The following is a 23,357-nucleotide window of genomic DNA, read 5'->3' as shown; positions in this document are numbered from 1 at the left end:
ATTTTAAGTATTTCTTGTTAATAATAGCGCTGTAGTTTGCTGGTCTAATCCCACAGTTAAAAGTACAAGGTGATTATTTATTATTTCACTCAATTTAAATGCCAAATTAAAAGCTACTGTAGCTAGAGTCATATTAGCATATTCTTGTATTGTATTTATATATTGATTTGGTTCAATTCCCTTTATTTGATCGTTCCCATTTTCCCAAAAATCCATTAATACAGATGACGCTTGATGTGATATTAGCGTAATTTGAGAAGCTGTTAAATTATTTCTTTGAAGTAAATTTGTAACTGCCTCAATTGGCTTATTCATACCAAATTCCTTAAAAACATTTACCCCTTGTTCCGTTAAATGAAAATAAGGCGAAGTATACAAATTAATATCTGAAAGGATTGGTTGATTAAGTTTTTTTGTACCTATCACATCCGAAGAACTAAACATACTTCCATAATCATTTGTGTCTGTAATAGAAACTGAATCTATATATTTAAAAAGAGTAGAATCATTAGATTTACTTACGACTAAAGCAGCAGCAGCATCAGAAGCACTTACACAAGCACTTGATGTATAATCGACATGTTTTGTCCAATTAGAACCTACACCAATCAAAATTGTCTCTGCCTCACCACTACTTATTAGGTTAGAAGCAAGCATGATTGCTATATTTACCTGATTAAATTCATTATTAATTGGCAAAATAGTACAATTACTAGGTAAGCTAAGTTCTGCATGGCATTTGGCCATTATGTTTGGTGCTCTATAGGTAGATATAGAACCATACCCAATAAAATAATCTATAGCATCACTGCAAATATTAGCATTTTGGAGTGCTTTATTACAAGCCACAACCATATGTTCTGAAATAGACTCATCGTTTAGTAATACTCTTCTTTCTTTGTATCCTTTAAACAATCCATTATCACCTTTAATTGTATCAAAAATAGGATCATCATTATACCTTATTTTTGTCGGAACACTGTAGCCCTGCCCAATTATTCTTGGGTTCATAGTATTAACTTTCAATATTTTCTTTCTTTTCAATCCAAGCTGGAGCAGATAATTTAAAATGATCTTGAAGTACTAACTCAGCAGTTTCAAGTGCGCCTTCTACCCAACCTTGACCATTAGAATAGGCTTCTCCACAGATAAAAAGATCCATGTTATTTAATGGTTTTGCTATTCGAGGTATAACTTCCCAACTTTTCTCACCTATATTCCAAAAATTAACGCCACCACCATAAGGGTCTTCACTCCAATCTTTAAAACAAGCTGCAAAAGGTGCTGGAGCATATTTTACTCCATGCATCTCTTTAATTTGGGCATCCATGTAATTCACCATTAAATCAGGCGATTTATATTTTTCCCACAAAGATGTTTCTTCTTCTTTATGGGCATGCTCTTGAGTAGTAAAGAATAAAGGCTTTTCATTTTTCTTACTTTCTAATCCTTTCCAAAAGTAAACACTATCGCCATCATCATAAGATGCCATTAATACAGCATTTGTATTCTCTTTATTACCATTCTCGGTTTGGTTTTCAACTCCCCAATAATATGTTTGACGAATAGGTAAATCTGTAACAGAACGTCCTTTAGAAACCCCTACTTGTTCCCACCATGGGTATGGGTAACAAATAAACATTTTAAAAAGTGGTATAGGTGTTACAGCATTCATTAATGTATTTAGTGTGGTATTACCTTTATTGAAGATATTCCCTTTCTGCTCTATCAATTCTAAAGCCCTTTTAGGCATAGCAAGAATTGTTTTACGAGCATATATTATTTTTGAGCTTCCATTAATAGAAAACTTTAATTCAAATAATTGTTCCCCTTCAATTAAAATAGAATTTATCGAGCTTAGGCTATGAAACATATTTACTTCACCACCTAAATTAAGAAATTGATCAACTAATGTAATTGGTAATTGTTCATAACCATCTACCATCATATGATATGAATTGTCAGTAGCTGTTAAATCAAAATTTAAAACAATTGTATCGTATGCATTCCAATTTTGGAAAGTAGAATCATAACCACCTGCTTTCTTTATATAATTTATGGCTTCATTACTAAGTGATAATGACAATAGATTCCAAAATCCATATTCATATAAATATCTTCCGTTTACTTTATATTGCTGTAAAAAAGTCTTTAACTCTTCTCCTTTTTTTGTTGTAACCCCAGGTATAATGGACTCTAATGCGATATTAAGAATCTGATCACTTGTTTTACCTTGTTCTGGAAATTGAAGATTGTAAGGTAATAATTCTTTATCAACTAACTCTTTAAATCTCAGTCGAATACCTCTTAAATAAGCAATGTTATTTTCTTCGTAAACATCTTCATCCTTTAATTCAAAGTCTAAAAAATTTACTATGCCAGAAACATATTTTTGATTCGATAGAAATCTCATCCCTCCTAACTCACATCGTGTATTAGGCATTCCAGGAGGCGTTACAGAAAGCAACCTTCCCCCAATTCTATTACTTTGTTCAAACAAAGCAATTTTAGATGATGCGTAAGTAACTGATTTTTTAAGTCTCCAAGCTGAATAAACTCCAGATATACCTCCCCCGATGATAGCCACATCAAGAATAGTTGAATTTTTCAAAGTAGTAATATTAAGATAGTAATAGTTGCAATTAAGAACCACAATATATCAATATTGCTTGTAAATATCCTAAGTACTTGATAAAAAATAGGTTTGCCTTTAAAATTGAATCGTTTATAGATCAAAAAGATTAGTGGTATTTCGTTTTTAGTTACAGAATGTTTGTATTAGGTCCTCTACAAAAATGGAGTAGAAATAAGCCTAATTAATTCTACTCCACTATTTATCTTATTGTTGAGCTACTAATTTCATAGCTTCTGCCCCTTCGTTAGTAAAGAAGATAAGGTGTTTTTTAGTAAACTTATACGTATACTTTAAATTTTCCTTTTGTATCTCATCATTTAAAGAAATAGTGTTTTGCTCTTTATCTAATGACCATTGACCAAAACCTACAAAATTACCATCTTCGAGTATTTCAAATGTACTGTCTCTTTTAAATTCAATCCATCTATTTTCTTCGCCAGTAATAAACCATTTTCTAAACGCAAATTCCTCTTTAGTTTCTTCTTTGTAAAATACTTTTTCTCTTCTTTCTAAGAACATTATTTTTTCTAAGTTTTGATACTCTAATTTTATTAAAGCACCTTCTACCGTATAATGTAAAACTAATTCATCCGCTTTATCAGTTGATTCTTTAATTGTAATTATCTGCTTCTCTTTATCTACCTCCCAAAGTCCCGAGAAACTATTGCCCTTCTCACCTCTTCCAACAGTTACTGTATTATCTTTATTAAAAATAAACCACTCTTCTTTTGTTCCAAAAACAAACCACTTCCCGATAAGGTTAATTTTCTTATCATTTAAATCATTAGAATACGTAATATACCTTACTTGTATGTTATCGATTTCATAATTTTTATCAAAAATATATTTCCTTATCCAGTTACCTTTTGCATCATAATCGTATTTAAAATTGACAATAGAAGTATTTTTATTTTGAGGTTTTTCCGTTGTTTGTTTCACAAGCTCTCCTTTATCATTTCTTTCATACCTCTTGATCACTTTTATTTTATCAAGGCTATCTTTTACTGTCACCATTATAACCTCTCCATCTTTCCTAATATAATCGCTCGTACTTAATACTTTCCCTACTGTATCTACACGTCTCACATTTGATAAATCACCCTTATTATAAGTTTTAAATTCTGTATAGTCAATCTCTCCTTCACTATTGTAGGTTGCTGTCTCTACTACCTTATTATTCTCAATGGTATTTACAAACTTAGACTCGACATTATTATTATGATAAATTGTTGTCTCTAAAATTTCTCCATTGCTATTGTAACTACTTTCTGTACGCCACTCCGTATTTCCTTTAGTATTTGTGAGCTCACTTTTATAAAACAAATTCTTTTTTTGTAGCCAATAAGATGTATAACTTTTATCATCTGAATAGTCTATTTTATAGCTATCAAATAATTCACTTCCTTGATATTGTTTTTCTATAATTTTATATACGTCACCATGTATACTTGAGGTCTTCTGGCCTGTTTCTTTCATGGTTTTACAGCCCAACATTATTATAGACAGAAATAATATACTAATTAGTTTTTTACTCATTTTCTGATTTAAGTTTCATTAAAATTGGTTTACTCTCAAAGTTAATCATAGGGAAAAACAAACACTATAATTTACATAAATAGACGTAATACACATTATTTATCTACACTTAAAAAGTGATTACATAGGTTTAAAACAATTCCAACTGAAATAAATCTAAATTCGATTAAAAAGAGCAGTTCAATTATTTAGATGCAAATGTCTGTAGGGTAAAAGATGTAATGTATAAATCTGGCTTTACGTATAGTTTTAACTTTACAAGAGGTTTCAAAGCAATGTATGGATTTACACCAAAAAAATATATGCGCACCAAAAAGTAACACGAAGTAATTCTTGAAAAATAAACACCTGAGCATTGAAGTTGTAAAGTTTTTTTAGTGATACTAATTCTCAAATAGTGTTATTAAATGATCTTTTTACGCTTATTAATAAGTATAAAAAGGTGTTGTTTTGTGTTGTATGAAATGGTTATAGAAAAACCAACCAGACTATAACTTAAAAAGCTATTCTTTATAATAATCTCTTTGTAATTCAACTTAAAGGTGAGCATTAAAAATAGCTGCTATGATAATTAACACAACATAAAACGGAATGAAAAAAACTACAAAATTTAAATGTCTATTAGTACTACTTTTAGCACTAATAGCTGCTCCCTTCAACACACAAGCCCAAATTACCATTAATGTCAGCACCTCCAATACAATTGCTAGTGATGTAAGTAACAAATATGGCATCAACCTAAATGCAGGGGTTGACCATGATATAGACAGAGCTGCAGGAAGTCGAACACTTGCCACTGCAATTACGGAAACAGGTTCTAAACGTTTACGCTACCCAGGTGGTGAAAAAACAAATTACTTTTTTTGGACTGCTGATCCATTAAACCCAGACCCTACTACAAACTATTGGAGCGGTAGTTATGCTGATGGTGCACGAACTACATTGAACTTCGACGAGTTTATGACTTTATGTCAAGAAACGGGTGCTGAAGCTCATGTGAATGTGGCTTTGAGTATTTGGGATACGGTGACTTTAAACAAAACAATGGCTGCAGAATGGGTAAGATATTCTAATATCACAAAAGGATACAATGTGAAATATTGGGAAATCGGTAACGAAATGTGGCATGATTCCAAACAAAGTCAGTGGGCCAAATTCCCTCTTAATGTAAATTCTTTAGCCGCAAAAGTAATTGAATATTCTAACGCAATGAAAGCTGTTGATCCTACTATTCAAATTGGGGTGAGTTGGAAAGCACATGAAGCACAACAATTAATTAATCTTTGTGGTGATGCACTCGATTTTATCGCTATCAGTAATTATACTAATGGTGGAGGTACATCATATGCCAATTATAAAAACGGTACTAATGTAGACCTATTAAAAGTAGATGAAGGTTTAACGTTACCTACTGTTATTTCTGAATTTAACCATGCAGATTGGACAGATAGTAATTGGGATTTAGCTAATAATACTGGTAAAGGTTTAATCAATTTTGATTTGATAGGACAAATCCTCAAAAGTTCAAAAACGGCATATGGCTGCTTATGGAATACAAGATGGTATCCTGATGAAAATGGAGTTTATGGTGGTTTGAAATGGGATGCAGTCGATAATCAAAATAACTTAACAGCAGTAGCAAAACCTCTTGCCTTATGGGAAAAATTTATCAAAGATGATTTAGTACAAGTCTCTAGTGGTAGTGCTGATGTAGTTGCTTATGCGGCCTATGATAAAAACAATGGTGATTTGAATGTTTTCTTAATTAATAAAGAAACATCTTCTAATAACATTAACTTAAATATCAGTTCTGTTAATGGTTATAGTACGGCTGAAGTTTGGCAATTCAAGGGCAATAATGAATCAGATACTAACCCTTCGGTTTCACAGCTTAATAATTCAACTTTAACGAGTAATACAATTAGTTACGCTTTACCTTCAACGTCTATCACTGTATTTTCAATGACAAAAGACGAAGGACAAAATGCTTTAGTTACGCCTGTTGAAGGGGGAACTTACGAAGATACAGGCATTCAATTCAATTTTGATACAAATTCAGCTACAGAATACATTTATGTTTATGATCAAAATTGGAATGAAATAGCTTCACTTTCTGCTCCTAACTTCTCTTTTAATTATGTTCCTACAAGTACAGGAAACGCTACGTTCCATTTTGAATATAATAATGCCAATTGGGTGAAGATAGAACAAGGAAATGTTTCTATTACTATAACTGAAGGAAGTGGAAACAACGAGACGATTGATACTTCTAAAACTTACTACATGATTAGCCCGACGCATAACCTGAAAATTGGGGCAAATGGTGGGCAAGATGCTTTTACAACTAACTTATCAGCAACAGATCAAACAGTTCAATGGCAGTTAACAGAATCATCTACATCAGGTTTTTATCATATTGATTGTATTGGTGGAGGTGCAAATCCTCGTATTCGTACAGATCAATCTACATTAGCTGATATGCAAGCAACAAGCTCTCAAGGTGATTGGACAAAATGGTCTTTAGAAGCCGTTGCAGGTACTTCTTATTATAGATTAACCACTAGAGGTGGAGATAATCCTCGTTTAAGAGTGGGTGCAAGTGGAATTGTGGAAATGCACCCTACTTCTTCTACAGGTTCGAATACTTATATTTCTTTTGAAGAAGTGACTACGAATCCAGGTGAAGTTGCTGTTACAGGCGTTTCTATTTCCGACCAAAATGATGTGTTATATACAGGAAATACTTTACAATTAAGTGGTAGTGTTACGCCATCAAATGCAACAAATCAGAATGTAAGTTGGAGCAGTAATAATAACGCTGTCGCTATTGTAAATGCAAGTGGTTTAGTCACCGCTATCGGTGTAGGAACTGCAAACATTACTGTTACTTCTGCCGATGGAGAGCATACAGCATCTACAACAATTACAGTTTACAATCAGGTAAATGCTTTGATTACGCCTGTTGAAGGTGGTACGTACAACAGTTCTAGTCCTTTAGAATTTATTTTCACTACTGCTCCTGCCACACAATATATTTATGTATATGATGCTAATTGGGCGGAAGTTGCCTACTTAAGTGCTCCCAATTTCACTTTTAGTCATACACCAACAATTACAGGAAACACAAAATTCCATTACCAATTTAGAAATGCAAGTTGGGGAAATATGGGTGATGACGCTATTGTTAATCTATCTATTTCTTCTAGTGGTGGTAGACAAAATACATTCGAATTATTGGAAACTTTAGATCTTTCAGTTTACCCCAACCCTGCCACAGACATCGTCACTATTGAAAGCAATAATATGGATGGAATTAAAACCTATATCTTATATGATATTATTGGGAATGAAATTCTTTCGGGTACTTTCATAAATACACATCAACTCTCTGTCTCACAACTAGAAAAAGGTGCTTATATCTTAGTTGTAAGCGATGAAGCAGACAATCGTAAACAAGCCAAATTATTAGTGGATTAACTCTTATTACTCTCTTATAACCATTGATTATTCCAGTGGTTATAAGAGCTCTTTTTTCTTTTTCTATAAAATAACAAAGTATGAAAAAAACAACTATTACATTACTCTTACTATCAATTTGGGCAACTCTTCCCGCTCTCGCACAAGTACAAATCTCTATTGATAGTTATCAAAAAAAACATATAATTCATCCCATGATCCAAGGACATGGATTGGTTTATTCTGAAGAAGCGGACTCCATTTATGCAGATGGTTCTGTAGCACAACTTTACCAAGATATTGGTGCAGGGTTCTTACGTTGGCCAGGAGGAACAGTAGCCACAATGTACCATTGGAATGACCTTTCGGGCGTTGGTTGGATCGATAACTGGAACCCTAACTATAATAGAAGTTCTGATGCTGACCCTTCAGATTATATGGATTTAGATGAGTACATTACACTCACAAATGCAGCAGGTACAGAACCAATGTTAGGTATCAATATGAGTTCAGGTTTAGAATGGGATCGTGAAGAGGAAGCCCTACAAGAAGCATTGGATATGATTCAATATTGCATAGATCAAAACTTTGATGTGAGGTATTTTTACCTTGACAATGAAACGTATCACCATGGTAATGGCTATAATAAAGATGCGAATGGAAATGGTGGTGAATGGACAGCTTCTCTTTATGCTGAACAAGTGAATATCTATGCCGCAGCTATAAAAACCCTCGTTCCTGATGCTAAATTAATTGCCAACTGGACCGATAAAGTGCGTACAAACACGGCTAATTATACAACTATTATTAATACTTGTGGACATAATATTGATTACATAGATGTACATTGGTATTGGAAATGGGGTGTAGCGACATGGGAGGCATGGAAAGAAAAAACACCAATGGAAAATGAAACTGAATGGTATGATGGGGGTACTTTTGTAGAAGAGATAGAATTCTTTAATACATTAACAGCTTCTCTTGGAAAACCGCATATCAAGTTGGCTGCATTAGAATGGAACGTTGCCCCTGGTGATTATAACCATAACCCTACACATACGCAGTTTAGAAATACATTGATTCAAGCAGAAATGCAAATGCAATTTATGCAAGGTGGTATTGAACTAGCATCAATGTGGACAACACAATGGAAAGGAAGTTCAACAACGGATTTCCAAGCATTACTTAATTCTGACGACAAGTATATGCCAAGTCCTTCTGCAAAGATGTTTGAGCTTTATAAAAATGCTATTGATGGTAATGTCGTAGCAAGTTCTGCTGCTGATGGTCATATTCTCACCACTACAATTATCAAGGACAATAAAGCATATGTCTATCTTCTAAATAAAAATGATAATAATAAGAATGCTGATTTTAACATCACCGGACACACTATTTTATCTGTGAACGAAGCTGTTCGTTTTGATGATCCTGGTGAAATTTCTACTATTTATTTATGGGAAGGTACTTCTGGAAACTATCAAGCAACATTAAAAGCTAATTCGCTTACAATGGTCGTTTTTAACTTAGAAGAAGAGGCTGAACAGAATGCTCTTATAAACGGTGATTTTGAAAATGGATTAAATAATTGGGTACTTTGGAATAATCCCACAACAAGTACTGATGCTTATGAAGGAAATAATGCTTTCAAAATGGTCGACAAAGGTTCAGCTTACCAATGGGTTACTGTTTCTCCATCTACTACTTATACAATTTCTGCTTATGTAAAAACATCAGATGCTAATAAAAAAGTAGTGCTTGGGGTTGCCAATGAAGATAATGTAAACATTACTAACAAAGACATCTATGATACCGAATATACTCTTCAAAATATGATGTTTACCACAGATGAAAATACAAATTCAGTAAAAGTATGGACATGGTTACCGCCTAGTGATGGTGCAACTGCTTTAGTAGATCAAATCGTCTTAAAAAGAACTGCTTATATCTTAAATCCAGATTTTGAACAAGGTTTACTAAATTGGGATTATTACGGAGGTACTACTACAGAAACAGCAATACCCTATGGCGGTTCAACTTCTTTGAAAATTGATGGAACAGGAGGAAGTAGTCAATTCTTCAAAACCAAAGCAAACACTACTTATGAAATTACATTTTATGCTAAAGTAGAAGACCCAACACTTTCTGCAAGATTACATGTTAAGAATTCATCTGGATCTAAGTATTTTGAACAACATATTTACGATACTGAGTACACACAATACAGCATTTCCTTCACTACGGATACCAATGATGAAGATGCAAAAATTGGTTTTTGGAGACCTAAAAATGCAAATGGTGGAGCTTGGTTAGATAATATCAGTATTCAAGAAATTGAAAGTAATGCACGTCTCAATTCCATTAATGATCGCTTTAATATAAAAGTTTATCCTAATCCTTCTTCTGATTATGTGACTATTTCAACTGGAAATTCACAAGGCGAAATTGAGTTTATATTATATGATATTATGGGGCAGTCTATACTTTCGGACTCCTTCTTTTCTCAACACCGTTTAGATATCTCTAATCTTGAAAAAGGAACTTATATATTAGTCATCAAAGATACTTTTGGAAATGATAAACGAGTAAAAATTTTAGTTCAATAAACATCAGCTTCCCTTCTACTTGATTTAAGGGAAGGGAAGCTATTTTTTTTAATCGCCTAACATCTTTCAGTACCTTCAAGGAAGAGTTATTGAAAAGTGTAATAGTAAAGCGATGGTAAAGGAAAAGTCTGCTACTTCGGCATAGTGTACTGAGCGATCTACTTTTCCTTGGAGGTTCCAATGAATGCGTATCTTTTCTGATTTGTCGGCGATAAGATTGCCAATTTCATCGTACAAATAATTGTTTTCTCCTTGAGAAAGGAAGAAGAAGCCAACTTTTCTTGAGGTGTACCGGCATCTTTTTTCGCTTGTTTTATGCGGTTCAGTTGATCGTAGCTGTAATCTAAAGAGAGGAATTGTAGCGAAGGGTTTTAAAACGAAACCGATTATTTTTCTTAATGAAATAAGCCAATCTAACTCCACATATATTGGCTTGTTTTTATGTAATATAAAATTCACTAACTTTTTCAAAATGCTAGTCTTGAATGATTTTTCTTAACATCCAGAACATTAGAAAAAGGAATCCTCTCACTATCTTTTAGTCAATGCTTCTACTTCTTCTATTGTTAAACCTGAATACAATGCTACTTTTTCAATATCTAATCCATCTTGAAGCATAGATTTAGCTGTTTCGATCGCTTGCTCTTTTTTTCCTTCTTCTTTACCAATTTCCTTACCTTCCTCCTTACCAATCTCCCTCTCCTTAATAATCGCCTCCATCTCCAAAGTACGCTCTCTACTTGCCTCTTCCATAAGATTGACAATATGGTTTTTATAGCTTGCTTGTTCCGATTTTGTCATTTTATCTACTTTCAAAATTTCTTTCGCTTGTTCTAGTCCTTTCGCTTTAAATTCGTCTTTTATTTCGTTGTTTTTGAAATAGTAAATCCATTCATCAAGGGTGTTTCTTGCTACATCATCAAATTGATTTACCTTGATGATATAATATTCAGGAAATAAATCAGAAGGTGTTTTATCCTCTCCTAAAAATACTTTTTGTTTGCCTGACAATTCTAAATTATCATGCTGATAGATACCCTCAAAGTTAGTTTTACCATGATAAACATAATCGGCTCCTTGTCCTAAATCAAAATAGACAATATTCACTGAATACACCTTTTTGACGTTATGATAAGGTTCTCCTACTTTTATATACTCTGTAAGCACTTTTGATGTGCCGTAAAGCATACGTTGGAAGTAATTGAATTCTAATTGGTTTTGTACTTCAATAATGACGTATTCTCCTTTTTGATTTTTCACCAGAATATCAACACGATTGAATTTATCTGAAGCGGATTCTTGATTCCCTTCACTTTCCAAAATGCTATCTATAGTAAGATCTTCCTGCATTAATTCTGAAAGAAATCCCTCTAAAATAACATGATACGCCTTATTTCTTAAGAGGCGTTTTATTGCCCAATCAAAACGTATTAAATTATTCTTCATTGTTGTACTTTTTTCATGAAGGAAATGATGGTATTTCCGTGGGTAAAGTTAAGAAGAAATTACTTTTAAATTCTGTTTTTATTCTAAATGTCATAGAACTTTTATTAATCAAATCCTCTCCTTGATTAATGCTTTTTTTGTGAAAAGAAAGATTCAGGCTATAATGTAATGAATGAACCAAGCCAATCTATGTGAGGTAGATTGGCTTGGTTTTTTGTGATAAAATCGGAAACTTAAACAATAATATAGTTCGCAGTATATAATTAAGGTTTAAAATAACCGATATAAATAAGTGTATTTGCAGAAGAATCAACTAATATTTCATATCCAAAAAAATCATGATTTAGCATTTTTGGGGGAGGATAAATAATATAATGATATGCAGATTTTTTATCAACCTCATAACTGGAATCTAAACCTTCTAATTGATTTATATTAAATATTTGGTCTTTTAGGATTAAGCTATAAAATTCACCCGTCTTATCTTTTATGTCTTTATAATTCTTAATAATCTTATTTTTTTCAGTAATCAGTAAAAACATATAACTAAAAAAGCATAGATTTATTAAAAAAAATATTATTATTTTAAGATTCTTCATTTTATTACTCTTCCTTTAAATAATCTGTTCCTACCCAACCCACTTTTCCATCATTATTTTGCACTTCAGTCCACTTTCCTCTTGTGTTACCAGTGCCAATTACATAACTATCTTTTTCAAGTGTACCAATTTTTTTTCCTCCAGGTGAGGATCTAAAATTAAGAGGATCACTTTTAGTATTTATTTTATAGTTTAAATCGGGTTTATAATCATAATCAACAACAACATCAATAGCATTGAATTGTGATTTTTGGTATTCAACAAGTTGATCTCTTACCTTTAAAATATCACCTCCTTTTGTACATGCAATACAGCCACCACTACCTAAACCACCTTCTAAATTCTGGTTACCATCTTCATGAAGATAAAAACCACTTCTATCATTATAGAATAATTTTAATTTAGCTGCTTGAAAAAGGTTATAATCTAAACGAATTCCATATTTACCCCAACCTAATCCATTCGATAAGTTTTTATCACCTTTAGACACTCTTTCATTAGAATTCTCTAATGATATAAAATATGACCCTTCCGGAATTGGACCACCCCCTTCGTGTGTATCATGATCATATTTAACATCCTGAGAATTAACATCATTCATCCATTGTAATCTTCCACTATTTGCAACTACAGACCATGTTATTTTTTTATTTATATCTTCATGATATAATCTTTTTTTAGTATAAATTAATCTTTCTAGTCCATCCAAATCAATAGCCCATATTGGCATATTACTAGCAAATTGATAAGGCGTCAACATCGGATAACTCTTCGTCAACGGATCCACACTCAAAAACTTCCCAATCACTGGATTATATACCCTAAAGCCATAATCCTGTATCAGCTGAGAACTGCTTAAATCCGTATCGTTTTCTTTACCATTAAACCCATACCTATACCCCTCACTTCCGCTACTCCTAGCCGTAATACTCAGTCCAAAAGGATAGTAATCACTATATGAAAGAACGTGTCCTGCATCCGAATACGTCACAAGAACGTTGCCAAGGTGGTTGCTGAGTTCGTATCTTCTGTGGCCTAAACCTAATTGTGATTGAATAGTAACTGATGGGGTGTATTGACCAAGGCGACTGCTGCCGTAAATTGGAAGTTCGGCAATTTGCAAGGGGCTGAGTATTTCTTGGTTGCTGTATCTTGATGTGTCGCTGTAGGTGGCCATAATTGTACCGCTGGCATCACGTACATACAAGGTGTTAGTTACCGTATCTTTGGCATGATAATGCACGTTTTTGGTGATGCGGTTGCCACTTGCATCGTAGCGGTAACTGACTGTTTTTTCGGGGGATTGTGGGGAGGTTTTTACATTCCCTGAGGCATCAATAAAGTCTGCAACTTCGGCATAATGTACTGAGCGATCTACTTTTCCTTGGAGGTTCCAATGAATGCGTATTTTTTCTGATTTGTCGGCGATAAGGTTGCCAATTTCATCGTACAAATAATTATTTTCTCCTTGAGAAAGAAAGGGTTGCTCGTTGGCTAGAATGCGGTCTGTATTGTGATTGATGAAACAAGCCAATCTATTTGGGTAGATTGGCTTGGTTTATTGTTTTAAGTTCGGAAACTTAAACAATAATATAGTTCGTAATGACGCTATCGCTTAACATTACGAACAGTGGGTCAATATCTAGAGAAAGGGTATTTTCCATTTACAACAGAGCCTGATTTTCTAATCAAATTAAATACAGCTCTAAATAATGTTATTGAGATTGATCTTGCGAAGATTGAAAACTTATCTCAAAATAAGATACATGAAATCAAACAAGTCTTAGGTGTAATAGCTAAATCTGTCCCATTTAAGCCTAATATTTCTAAGTTATCACAAAAACTAAATATTAGCAGAGATATCATTTTAAGTATTATTTATTTGTTAGAGAAAGCAAAGACTATCAACCTTCTTCAAGTTGATAACAAAGGGATAAGTAAACTCCAGAAACCCGATAAGATTTACTTAGAAAATACTAACTTTATGTATGCATTGAAAGATCAACCTGATATTGGAAATATTAGAGAAACATTTTTTTATAATCAGTTAAAAAATGCAGAGCATACAATTTTATATAGTAAATCAAGGGGTTTTAATGGAACTTGAATTTAATCCATCTACCTATATGTATCAAGAGCCTAAGTATTAAAACCTGGGCTCTTGATATTGGATGTTCCTTTTTATAATCAGAATGACATTGTACATACACTTCACCTAATTTACATACAACACTTCTTGTATTTTTTTCCACTACCACAAGAGCAAGGGTCATTTCTTCCCACTTTAGGTTCTGTTCTAATACTGTCATATTCTGTAGAAAGAAATTCTTTTCTATAACTTTCGTCAAATTCAAAAGTATAATCATCCCTAGAAGTTGATGGCTCATTTGGCCCAAATGCTTTGTAAGTATCTAAAAGAGACTTTACCTTAAAGTTGTCTTTATTGATGCAAAAACATTCAGAATTTTTCATATACTCGTCATAAGACCCACAAAATTCCTCATCAATTCTGTTGGCTTTGTAAAGTTTTTGAATGTAAGGAGCTAATTCATGTAGGTTAGCATATTTTATTTCATCAAGAAGCATTGCATTAAGACTTGAATCTACTACTGCTTCATTTGTTGATGTAATGTACACTTCAAGCAGTTCATCTATAAAAGATAATACTTCTTGTCTACGTTCAGGTTCGTGAACTGCAATTGCACAAATACCTTTTACCATTGCAGATTTTGCAAATGAAGTGATTATGGGTGAAAGTAAATAAGACTTCGCTAGAGATAAGTTGTTTCCTACTATTTTGTAGCAAACAGTATAAAGATCAACAATTTCATAATCAAGATAAAAATCGAGGTAATCTTTAGATTGACTAAATACTTTAATAAGAATTTCTTGCGATGATTCAGGAGCTATTTCTGCTAAAATCTGTAGGCCATGATAAACAATTCCTATTCCATTTCCATCTAAATTTAATTCAGTAAAATAACCAAAACGTATGATGGAATCTTCAATGCCTTTTTTTAAATCTTCTGTAAGTGTCTCTTTAGGTAACTCTAAAAGTTGTTCTACTTTTTTGAAGCCATAATCATTAAAATACATGTATAGCTCCTCCATTTCTTTTGGATGGTGAAAAGTTGGTAGTTTCATTAAAGTTTCTTCGTGTTCCATAATCAGTTGTTGTAGCTTTTAGGTCTAAAATCTATTCACCAACAATTTATCAAATTCCTTCCTGAATTTAAAACAAAAAAAGGGAGCCTAACAAGACTCCCTACTATATAATTTAAACCTCTACTTTCTTATTTATTTCTTTGCTTCTGCTAATATCTTTCTACCAAATACTAGATTTTTTCTTTGGATGCTTTCTAATTCTGTTTTCGATAAAGTGAACATCCCTTTTTCTAAAGCTATCGCGTAATTTTCATATGCTTTATAGATGTCTCCTTTTCTTAAATGGTAATCTCCAAGTACTTCGTATGCTTGAGGGTTATCAGAAATAGCTATTGATTTATCTATCCACTCTTTAGCCAATTCTAAATCCGCATTCCAATTAATACAAAACTGAGCTGCCTTATTTAGTACGTTCCAATCTTGCTTATCGGCATCATTTACCATTTTAACTAAAAGACTAACTTTTTCACTTGCTGGTGCATCTTCTTCTATTGTAACTGGAGAAAATGAAGATAACAAAATGAATAATGAGATAAATGTTCCTGAAATAATAGTTTTCATAATTTTCTTAATTTTTTGAGTTAATTAATTTGACACTTTATAAGTATTCCACAATTAAACCAATACTACTTAAACAGTTCATTTTCAATAAATTAAAAACAATATTTATGTTTAAGATTAAAAATTTATGTTCATTTTTGATCAATTTGTTTTAAAATGATACGGTTTATTTGAACATTTTAGTACCTCCCAACAAAAAATCCCTTGGTGTATCATTCTACACCAAGGGATTGTATCTTTAATTACTTCATCTACTGTCTATACTGCTTTTCTACCAACAAGTACTAAAATAAGGTAAACTACTAACGGACTAAAGAAGAATGCTGAAATTCCCCATCCAAAAGGGTTTCTACCTTTCTTTTGTGCTGCATATCCTACTAATGGGCAAAAAACTAATATTCCTAAGAGGAAACCTAATGTTGAAGCTGTCATATAATTATTTTTATTTTAGGTATGTATACTGATTAACAGAATTTTAGTAGATAAAATACAGATACATTAACATCAATTTCAGTACTAAATAAAAGTGTACTTTTTGAGAAACATTCTTTTAAAATTTTTAGTCAGATTTTGATAATAGTTAGTTATAATTTGTACGTAGTTATAAATGTAACAACGTTTCATTATTTTAACATCTAAACAAAATATCATGAAAGTAAATACGCTCGCTTCTTTATTAGAAGTCATCAACTCTCGCTCTGCTAAAGAAATTGAAATTACCGGATCAATCTATTCACCAAATAGTATTCTATTGCCAGAAGGGGTTACTCTTAAAGGTACAGATAATGGTTTTGGAGTACTTAGCTTTGGAAATTCTGACGGCCTAGGTATGACAAAAGAGAATACGATAGAAAATATTACAATACAATCTCCTCAAGATAAACGTGCAATTTATATCGCTGGAACAGATAAAGATTTAGGCGAATTAAGATTAAGTAATTTGTCTGTCACCGGACAAGTACAGTTACTTACTAGATCGACAACAATGCTTGCAAATATTTTTGCAATAAATATTGATATTGTTAGTGCAGATACTAGAAATCAGGTAGAAATCCCTCAGAAAATGGGTGTTGTTGTATACCAGGGTGCATTTACAATTTATAATTTTAACCCCAACCCTGAAAGTAAAATTATTGCCACAGTTAAAAATATTAGTATTGGTAGAAAGAATGCTCCTGTTTTAGGTAGTGGTATTTTTGTAAGTGGATACAGCCCTACTGGCGGTAAAGTAAATGTAAATGAAATTTCTTCTGAAGCTATTTATTCTAATGGGATGCTGCCTTTTGGCTTACCTGATAGAATTACAGGTGGCTTCTTTATTCTTGAGGGAGTGACTGCAGAAAAAATTGACAATTATGGAGAGGTTGTTACCTATGGTGTTAACGACATGGTACTTGATAATTGGGGTGATGTTACGCATTGGACTGCTCATAAAAACCTTACTTCTTACGGTCCTAGTGGAATTGGTTTTGTAAACTTTGGCTATGTAAAGAAATTTAGTGCATTAGAAAGTATAGAAACTTTTGGACTTGGTGCTAGAGGGTTTAATCAATACGATGGTACAATTGATGATGCCTTTTTTAAAGAAATTATTACAAATGGCGACGGATCAATTGGTATTCAAATTTCAAAACCAGTAGGTAAAATTGAAGTTAAAAATAAATTAGTGACTAAAGGTAATACTGGTGACTCATTAATTTTGGGAAAACTTGTTCATATTCCTGCTAATGGTGTAAGTATTGTAAAAGGTGGCCATTTAAAAGAGTTAATTCTTCAAGATGGAATTCAAACACTTGGTGATAATGTAACCTCTTTAGATATTCAAGGCGTTATAGATTCTTTTACTAATAATGGAGAGGTCACCGCTTTAGGAAAAAATTCTGTCGCAATTTCAAAATAATGGATATTAGACAGTAAAAAGGCTCACATTTGATAAAATTTATCACGGTTTATTACTCCATCATTAGCGCACTACTTAAATTGTAGGCTAATGATGGAGTATATGCATATAGAGAAAACCATGATATATTCTAATAACGTTATGTGTAAATATGTAGCTTTTCAAACAAAATAATTTTCAGTTGGTCAACATCTTTAATACGCTACTTTCATATAATCAAAGCTAGAAGAAGCATTGTTGTTATAATCAAAGAAAGTACAATTTTCCCAAGATGAGCCTGTACCCCACAATGTTTTAATTGGGTAAGCAATCCAAGCAGGTTCCCAGTATATTATTCCCAAAGCGCCAGCATTTTTTACATCTCTAGATAAATCTGTCATCAATTTTAAATGCCCTTCTACTGTAAAAGGATAGCCTTCTAAAGGTGCTTCTCCTCCAAAAAGGTTTGGCATTGTATCTTTTCCTTCAGAAGTCCATGGATACGCAACCTCCACGATCATTACCTCCTTATTAAACTTCCCTTTTATTGTTGCAACGTTGTCTCCAACTTCTGACAAAGGAATTGTTTTATGCCACAGTGGGTAATAAGAAATGCCTATAATATCAAAATTTACAGCATCAGTTCCCGATGTTATATTCTCAAACCACCAATCTACATTCTTAATATCAGCTACATGAAGAACCGTTTTAATAGCCACACCTTTAGTAGTATTAAATTGTTTAACTGCAGATATAGCACTATTTACAACAGACTTATAACTTGACCAATTCCCATTACAAACATTAATTTCAGGGAAATTTGGTGGTGCATCTGTATACATCATACCGCAATTTGTTTCATTACCAATTTGTATCATTGCTGGTACCAACCCTTGAGATTCAAGGTAGTTTAATGTTGCTAATGTATAGTTATATACAGAATCTTTTAATACATCTATTGAAGTAATATTTTCCCATGCTTTCGGAATATATTGTTTTCCAGGGTCAGCCCAAGTATCAGAATAATGCAAATCTAACAACACCTCCATATTGTTCTCTTTTGCTTTTTGCATACTGGTAGCTACATCGTATAAATCATTATACATCTGTGTTCCATCCTCTCCATATAACTCCTTGGTCCATAAAGGATTATTCCACATACGAAACCGTACAAGATGAGTCCCTTCATTTGCAAATATTGAATATGGATCTGTTATTTCCCCATTCTGTTTGTACGTTGCTCCTTTATCAAGTAATTGATTTACATAAGAAAGATCAGCTCCAAAATAAAAATCTAAAGGTGCTGTTTCATTAGAAGGAGATTTATCTTTACAGCATCCACTTAGGATATATAAAGCCGCTATAAGGTATACTAGGTAATTCTTTTTCATTCCGATTAGGTGTTCCATCCCATTTATTATTTACAAGGTAGCACTAAGTAATTGTAAAATTCATTTAGAAAATGAAATTAACTCTCAAAGTTAATGCTATTTACCTCAAACCCAATTGATAATAATTATCAATAAACGCTATTATTTTCAATAATATAGTATCAGTTAATGTCAACTTTAAGTGCCTAGCTGTCTAGGTATTGTAACAAAATTTAGAACAACCTAATTAAACAATAAATACTCTCATTATGAAAATAAATAAGTATATCACATCATTTGGTTTATTTGTAGCACTTCTGTCTTGTAATAAAGATAATGAACCAAAGCCAGATAATGATATTCAAATAACTCAAAATAAGACAACCTCTGAAGACAAAGCTAAAATTACTATTAATGTAGATGAGTTCATTAAGATAAATACTGTAGAATATAAGCTTAATAACTCTAATTTATTAAACATTGATGTATCAACAGAAGTAATTAAATCACTAACTGAAAATGTTCAAAAGGCTGAAATTATTGTTTCAATAAATAAAAAACTAAAAGAAAAAGGGGCCACTCAATACACTAAAACTATTACTATTGACCAAGTAAAGAAATTTGATTATGAAATTAAGGCAGGTAAAGAAGAAAAATATTTTGTAAGTGCTATTATTACTGATAAAAATGGTGATCGACATTATGGTACTGAAACTGAGTATAAAGTTCCAACAACTATTGATAAAGATCAACGAATAGCTAAAATTAAGAGTACTATGATTATTGGTCGTAATACCTCTATGGTATTGTATTCGCCTGCAGTTTTTATAGGTGAAAAGCCTACAGAATTTATTGTAGAATATTCTAAAAAATCTGACTTTTCTGGATCGGTAAAAAAGAAAATTAATGATCAGATTAATTCGGGTGAATTTGCAGTAATGTTATCAATTGATAAGTTAGATCCTGCATCAAAATACTATTTAAGATTCACAACAACATTTGCTGATGGTAAAACATCTACTTCTGATGTTACCTCTTTTGAGACTACTAATAAATATAAAATTGGTCAGATTTATGGAATCGATGGAAATACTTATGCTCAATTTTTAGTTTTTAGTACTAACCCTTCTACTCAAACAGGAAAGGTAGTTAGAATACAAAATGCTACTTCTTCTGATGATTGGAAAAAAGGTAATGTAGATATTGTTATTAAAGGTAAAACATATGCTTTGTCTAGACCTTCTGTAAAAGATTTAGAAGAATTGAAAAATGTTGAAGACACGGATTCTAAATATTGGTTAGGACTTTCTACTACTTTATTTTCTGAAAAGTTAGAAGATAAATTCTATGCAACATCTGAGGAAGATCCAACAGACTCAAGTAAAACTATAGAATATAATCCTTTTACTAAGAAATCTAGATCTGTAGCTAAAAAACTTGCTAGCGGTACTAGAAATGAAAGATATATCTTAGAGGTTAAATAATTCTCTAAATCATATAATTTAAAAGAAGAGTGTATTCTGTAAAATGGGTACACTCTTTTTTTGTACTTCACCTACCACTCTCATTAAAATGCTTTGAGCAGTTTTATAACAATTTCAAATGTCCAGTAAAAATTGACTGAATAATCATTTTAGTGACGACCATCATCAAAAAATAGAAACCAAACCCCATATAATTGTAACGAATACACGATTAATAATAGTAATATGCTAAAATCAGCTTGTTAGTCTGTGTTCAGAATACAAACATATTACATCTATAAACTATCATAATTTTCTTAATGAAAAATTTAATTACCACTATTGTTATACTATTAAATACACTAGCAGTATACTCTCAAGAACAGACCTATAACGTAAACTTTTTTAAAAATGTAGAATTTCCAAACGTTATCACCATTGAATATGAAAACCTTAAATTGAATGGGCATGGAATGCATACTGAAGGTATTTCAAAACTATTTGTTTGCGGGTTGTATGTCTATGAACGCACAGATGATCCTATCAAAATTATTTATGATGATCACATGAAAATGATTGAAATGGTGATTACTTCAAATCAATTTCAGTCTGACAAATCTATCAAAGAAATTAAAAAAGTACATGAGAAAAATTTGGACCATATTAAATCTGGACAACTAGATGATATGGTTGATAATATCAAAAAATATGAAGGTATAATTCCTCAAAATTTGATCTCTACGGATAAAAGTTTTAGAACATACTTTAAACAAGCAAATAAAGGTAAGATACTAGAAAATGAAGAACAGATTCAACTCTTTCTTGCTACTTTTGATGAAGTAATTAAAATTGGTGATCATATTCGTATTACATTTTTAGAAAATAAAATATTGGTTTCTAGGAATGGGGAGCATAAAAGTGAAATAGAAGGAAAGGAATTTCAAAAGATAGTTCTTAATACATTTATTGGAAACCATGCTTTTAATCAAACATTAAAAGGTGATCTCTTAAAAAGTAACCTTTAGCACTAACCTATAAAAAAGCAAAAAATCCGTTATGATTATATTTCATCATAACGGATTTTTTTATATAAAATTAGAAGTAAAAAACTACCAAAGCTCTTGCTTATTTAAGGCAGGTACACAAGTTGTTTTTCCTGGAATTACCTCTAAAGTATTGCTTACAAGCGACTGTGCTAACCATCCAATTGGAAAACTCAATTTAAGTGGTGCCTGAATAATATCTTCAGTAATTTGTTTAAAGCCTACTTTAGAATAAAAGTTTGGATCTCCATAAGTTATGGCAACTTCGACCCCATTATTTTTTAAAACTTCTAAAGCATAATTAATTAAATTCTGTCCAATTTTTTGTCCTTGGAATTTTGTTAAAACAGCAACAGGAGATAATATAAATGCATTAGTATTATTTTCTGTTTTAAATTTTGAAAATACTATTGCTCCTGCAATCTCTTTGTCGTTCTGAGCTATAAAAACATGCAATTCATCTTGCTTTGTAGTGGATAACAAATCTTCTACAAATGTTGCAATTGTATCGCCTTCTTTACTTCCTTCTGCATCAGAAAATGACGAACGAAAAACAGCAATAATTGAATTTTGTAGGGTTGGGTTAAGGTTTTTGATTTCTAATAATTGCATAATGTTATTGACATTGTATTGATATAGAATACTCAATCGTTTTCTATTGTAATCATATTAATACAAAGCTACACCTTTTCGTAATTATTAAAAAAAGTAGACTAGGTATTATTTGTAGTATAATCCTCATCTACTTTTTATTCCTATTTTCAAATGCCTTGTTTTAAAAGCAAGAACGCTATAAAGTATACTTTATAAATTGTAATTACTGTAACCTATTCCTGTTCTATCGTAGACATTATCTTTATCATCAGCAATAATTTGTGCAACACCAGATAATGGTTTTAAAACAATGTCTTTTTTTAATGTAACAATTCTATAACTCCAACCATCAGGTAAATTTAGTGATGCCATTAATGCCGGTAATTTATCTCTAGACATTGTTGGGTCTAATTTTAAGCTATACGATTTCATTAACCAAACTGTTCCTCTTGGATCTTCTAAAAGGAAAACATCTGTACCCTTATTAATCCCAAAAGAGGTCTTTCTTTCTATAGATGAGACTTGATAAGGAGGCTTACTTTTTGAAAACTTATTTGGATTATCTAATTCTAGTGCTGCCACCCATTTTGCCTTTAAGCCATTAAAATCTCTTACTTTTCCTACTTGCACCTCTGTCCAATCTAAACACCATACTCTTGGTCCATTAATAAAAGAGGAGAATGCTCCAAACTGTGCAGTGATTTCGTCTGTATTTAATTGATCGACTAATTTTTGAGGTGCAGAATCTCTATTCTCATTTGTTTCTCCATTTAATAAAGTCGTATTGTAACAATTGGCTATTAGTTTTTTGGTAATGGCATCTCCTCCAACAACTAAAACCTCTAAATATCTTGAATCTAAGATGTTATCTGCTCTGGAAAATTTAGTATGCTCTCCATCTTGAGGTATATGTTTTATAAATTTATGGTAACCAAAAAATATCCCTAATAAACTCACCACTATGATGGTAACGAATGTAACTTTTTTCATTTTTATCTTTTTTA

18 protein-coding genes are annotated in these 23,357 nt (G+C 32.0%); 6 read left to right on the top strand and 12 right to left on the bottom strand.

Annotation, left to right across the window (positions count from 1 at the left end):
- Window positions 1–3: 3 nt before the first annotated feature.
- The 3 genes from KM029_RS25300 to KM029_RS25290 form a co-directional block, all read right to left on the bottom strand.
- The gene (locus KM029_RS25300; protein ID WP_144077193.1) at window positions 4–1,011 is read right to left on the bottom strand and encodes a hypothetical protein; all 1,008 of its coding nucleotides are present in this window, start codon (window positions 1,009–1,011) and stop codon (window positions 4–6) included.
- A gap of 4 nt (window positions 1,012–1,015) precedes the next feature.
- Window positions 1,016–2,611 (bottom strand): flavin monoamine oxidase family protein, encoded by a 1,596-nt coding sequence (locus KM029_RS25295; protein ID WP_158631266.1) that lies wholly within the window; start codon window positions 2,609–2,611, stop codon window positions 1,016–1,018.
- Window positions 2,612–2,839: 228 nt separating this feature from the next.
- Window positions 2,840–4,111 carry a hypothetical protein gene (locus KM029_RS25290; RefSeq protein ID WP_144077191.1) on the bottom strand — a complete coding sequence of 424 codons (1,272 nt, stop codon included), beginning with the start codon at window positions 4,109–4,111 and terminating at the stop codon, window positions 2,840–2,842.
- Between the two features lie 651 nt (window positions 4,112–4,762).
- On the opposite strand from KM029_RS25290, the gene KM029_RS25285 reads away from it, so the two are divergent.
- Window positions 4,763–7,648 (top strand): Ig-like domain-containing protein, encoded by a 2,886-nt coding sequence (locus tag KM029_RS25285; RefSeq protein ID WP_144077190.1) that lies wholly within the window; start codon window positions 4,763–4,765, stop codon window positions 7,646–7,648.
- Between the two features lie 80 nt (window positions 7,649–7,728).
- Complete coding sequence (locus KM029_RS25280) at window positions 7,729–10,233, top strand: carbohydrate binding domain-containing protein (protein WP_144077189.1); 2,505 nt, start codon at window positions 7,729–7,731, stop codon at window positions 10,231–10,233.
- Window positions 10,234–10,764: 531 nt separating this feature from the next.
- Here KM029_RS25280 and KM029_RS25275 read toward each other — a convergent pair.
- From KM029_RS25275 to KM029_RS25265, 3 genes are all read right to left on the bottom strand, one after another.
- Window positions 10,765–11,679, bottom strand: coding sequence for an Rpn family recombination-promoting nuclease/putative transposase (locus KM029_RS25275; RefSeq protein ID WP_144077188.1), 915 nt, complete (start codon window positions 11,677–11,679; stop codon window positions 10,765–10,767).
- A gap of 263 nt (window positions 11,680–11,942) precedes the next feature.
- Complete coding sequence (locus tag KM029_RS25270; RefSeq protein WP_144077187.1) at window positions 11,943–12,278, bottom strand: hypothetical protein; 336 nt, start codon at window positions 12,276–12,278, stop codon at window positions 11,943–11,945.
- 4 nt (window positions 12,279–12,282) lie between these two features.
- A complete protein-coding gene (locus tag KM029_RS25265; protein ID WP_144077186.1) occupies window positions 12,283–13,455 on the bottom strand; it encodes an RHS repeat-associated core domain-containing protein in 1,173 nt (390 codons plus the stop codon).
- A gap of 453 nt (window positions 13,456–13,908) precedes the next feature.
- On the opposite strand from KM029_RS25265, the gene KM029_RS25260 reads away from it, so the two are divergent.
- Window positions 13,909–14,385 (top strand): ATP-binding protein, encoded by a 477-nt coding sequence (locus KM029_RS25260; RefSeq protein WP_144077185.1) that lies wholly within the window; start codon window positions 13,909–13,911, stop codon window positions 14,383–14,385.
- A gap of 113 nt (window positions 14,386–14,498) precedes the next feature.
- Here KM029_RS25260 and KM029_RS27180 read toward each other — a convergent pair whose 3' ends face one another.
- The 3 genes from KM029_RS27180 to KM029_RS25245 all read right to left on the bottom strand — a co-directional run bounded on the left by KM029_RS27180 (window position 14,499) and on the right by KM029_RS25245 (window position 16,436).
- Entirely contained in the window at window positions 14,499–15,443 is a 945-nt protein-coding gene (locus KM029_RS27180) for a DUF1186 domain-containing protein (RefSeq protein ID WP_144077184.1), read from the bottom strand.
- A 132-nt stretch (window positions 15,444–15,575) separates the two neighbouring features.
- Window positions 15,576–16,004: a hypothetical protein gene (locus tag KM029_RS25250; RefSeq protein WP_144077183.1), complete on the bottom strand. Its 429-nt coding sequence runs from the start codon at window positions 16,002–16,004 to the stop codon at window positions 15,576–15,578.
- 258 nt (window positions 16,005–16,262) lie between these two features.
- A complete protein-coding gene (locus KM029_RS25245) occupies window positions 16,263–16,436 on the bottom strand; it encodes a hypothetical protein (RefSeq protein WP_158631265.1) in 174 nt (57 codons plus the stop codon).
- A gap of 217 nt (window positions 16,437–16,653) precedes the next feature.
- On the opposite strand from KM029_RS25245, the gene KM029_RS25240 reads away from it, so the two are divergent.
- The gene (locus tag KM029_RS25240) at window positions 16,654–17,904 is read left to right on the top strand and encodes a hypothetical protein (protein ID WP_144077182.1); all 1,251 of its coding nucleotides are present in this window, start codon (window positions 16,654–16,656) and stop codon (window positions 17,902–17,904) included.
- Window positions 17,905–18,098: 194 nt separating this feature from the next.
- On the opposite strand, the gene KM029_RS25235 is transcribed toward KM029_RS25240, so the two are convergent.
- Window positions 18,099–19,292 carry a glycoside hydrolase family 53 protein gene (locus KM029_RS25235; protein WP_144077181.1) on the bottom strand — a complete coding sequence of 398 codons (1,194 nt, stop codon included), beginning with the start codon at window positions 19,290–19,292 and terminating at the stop codon, window positions 18,099–18,101.
- Between the two features lie 230 nt (window positions 19,293–19,522).
- Here KM029_RS25235 and KM029_RS25230 point away from each other — a divergent pair, with 230 nt between their 5' ends.
- On the top strand, window positions 19,523–20,737 hold the full coding sequence (locus KM029_RS25230) for a hypothetical protein (RefSeq protein WP_144077180.1): 1,215 nt from the start codon (window positions 19,523–19,525) through the stop codon (window positions 20,735–20,737).
- Between the two features lie 299 nt (window positions 20,738–21,036).
- Window positions 21,037–21,741, top strand: coding sequence for a chalcone isomerase family protein (locus KM029_RS25225; RefSeq protein WP_144077179.1), 705 nt, complete (start codon window positions 21,037–21,039; stop codon window positions 21,739–21,741).
- An 84-nt stretch (window positions 21,742–21,825) separates the two neighbouring features.
- Here the strand turns inward: KM029_RS25225 and KM029_RS25220 are convergent, their stop codons facing one another.
- The gene (locus KM029_RS25220; RefSeq protein ID WP_144077178.1) at window positions 21,826–22,371 is read right to left on the bottom strand and encodes a GNAT family N-acetyltransferase; all 546 of its coding nucleotides are present in this window, start codon (window positions 22,369–22,371) and stop codon (window positions 21,826–21,828) included.
- A gap of 192 nt (window positions 22,372–22,563) precedes the next feature.
- Window positions 22,564–23,343, bottom strand: a complete 780-nt coding sequence (locus tag KM029_RS25215; protein ID WP_144077177.1) for a hypothetical protein — start codon at window positions 23,341–23,343, stop codon at window positions 22,564–22,566.
- Window positions 23,344–23,357 lie beyond the last annotated feature (14 nt).

This window comes from Flammeovirga kamogawensis (assembly GCF_018736065.1).
Taxonomy (GTDB): domain Bacteria; phylum Bacteroidota; class Bacteroidia; order Cytophagales; family Flammeovirgaceae; genus Flammeovirga; species Flammeovirga kamogawensis.
The sequence above is the reverse complement of the archived record's forward strand: the minus strand, read 5'-3'. Positions and strand labels throughout refer to the sequence as shown.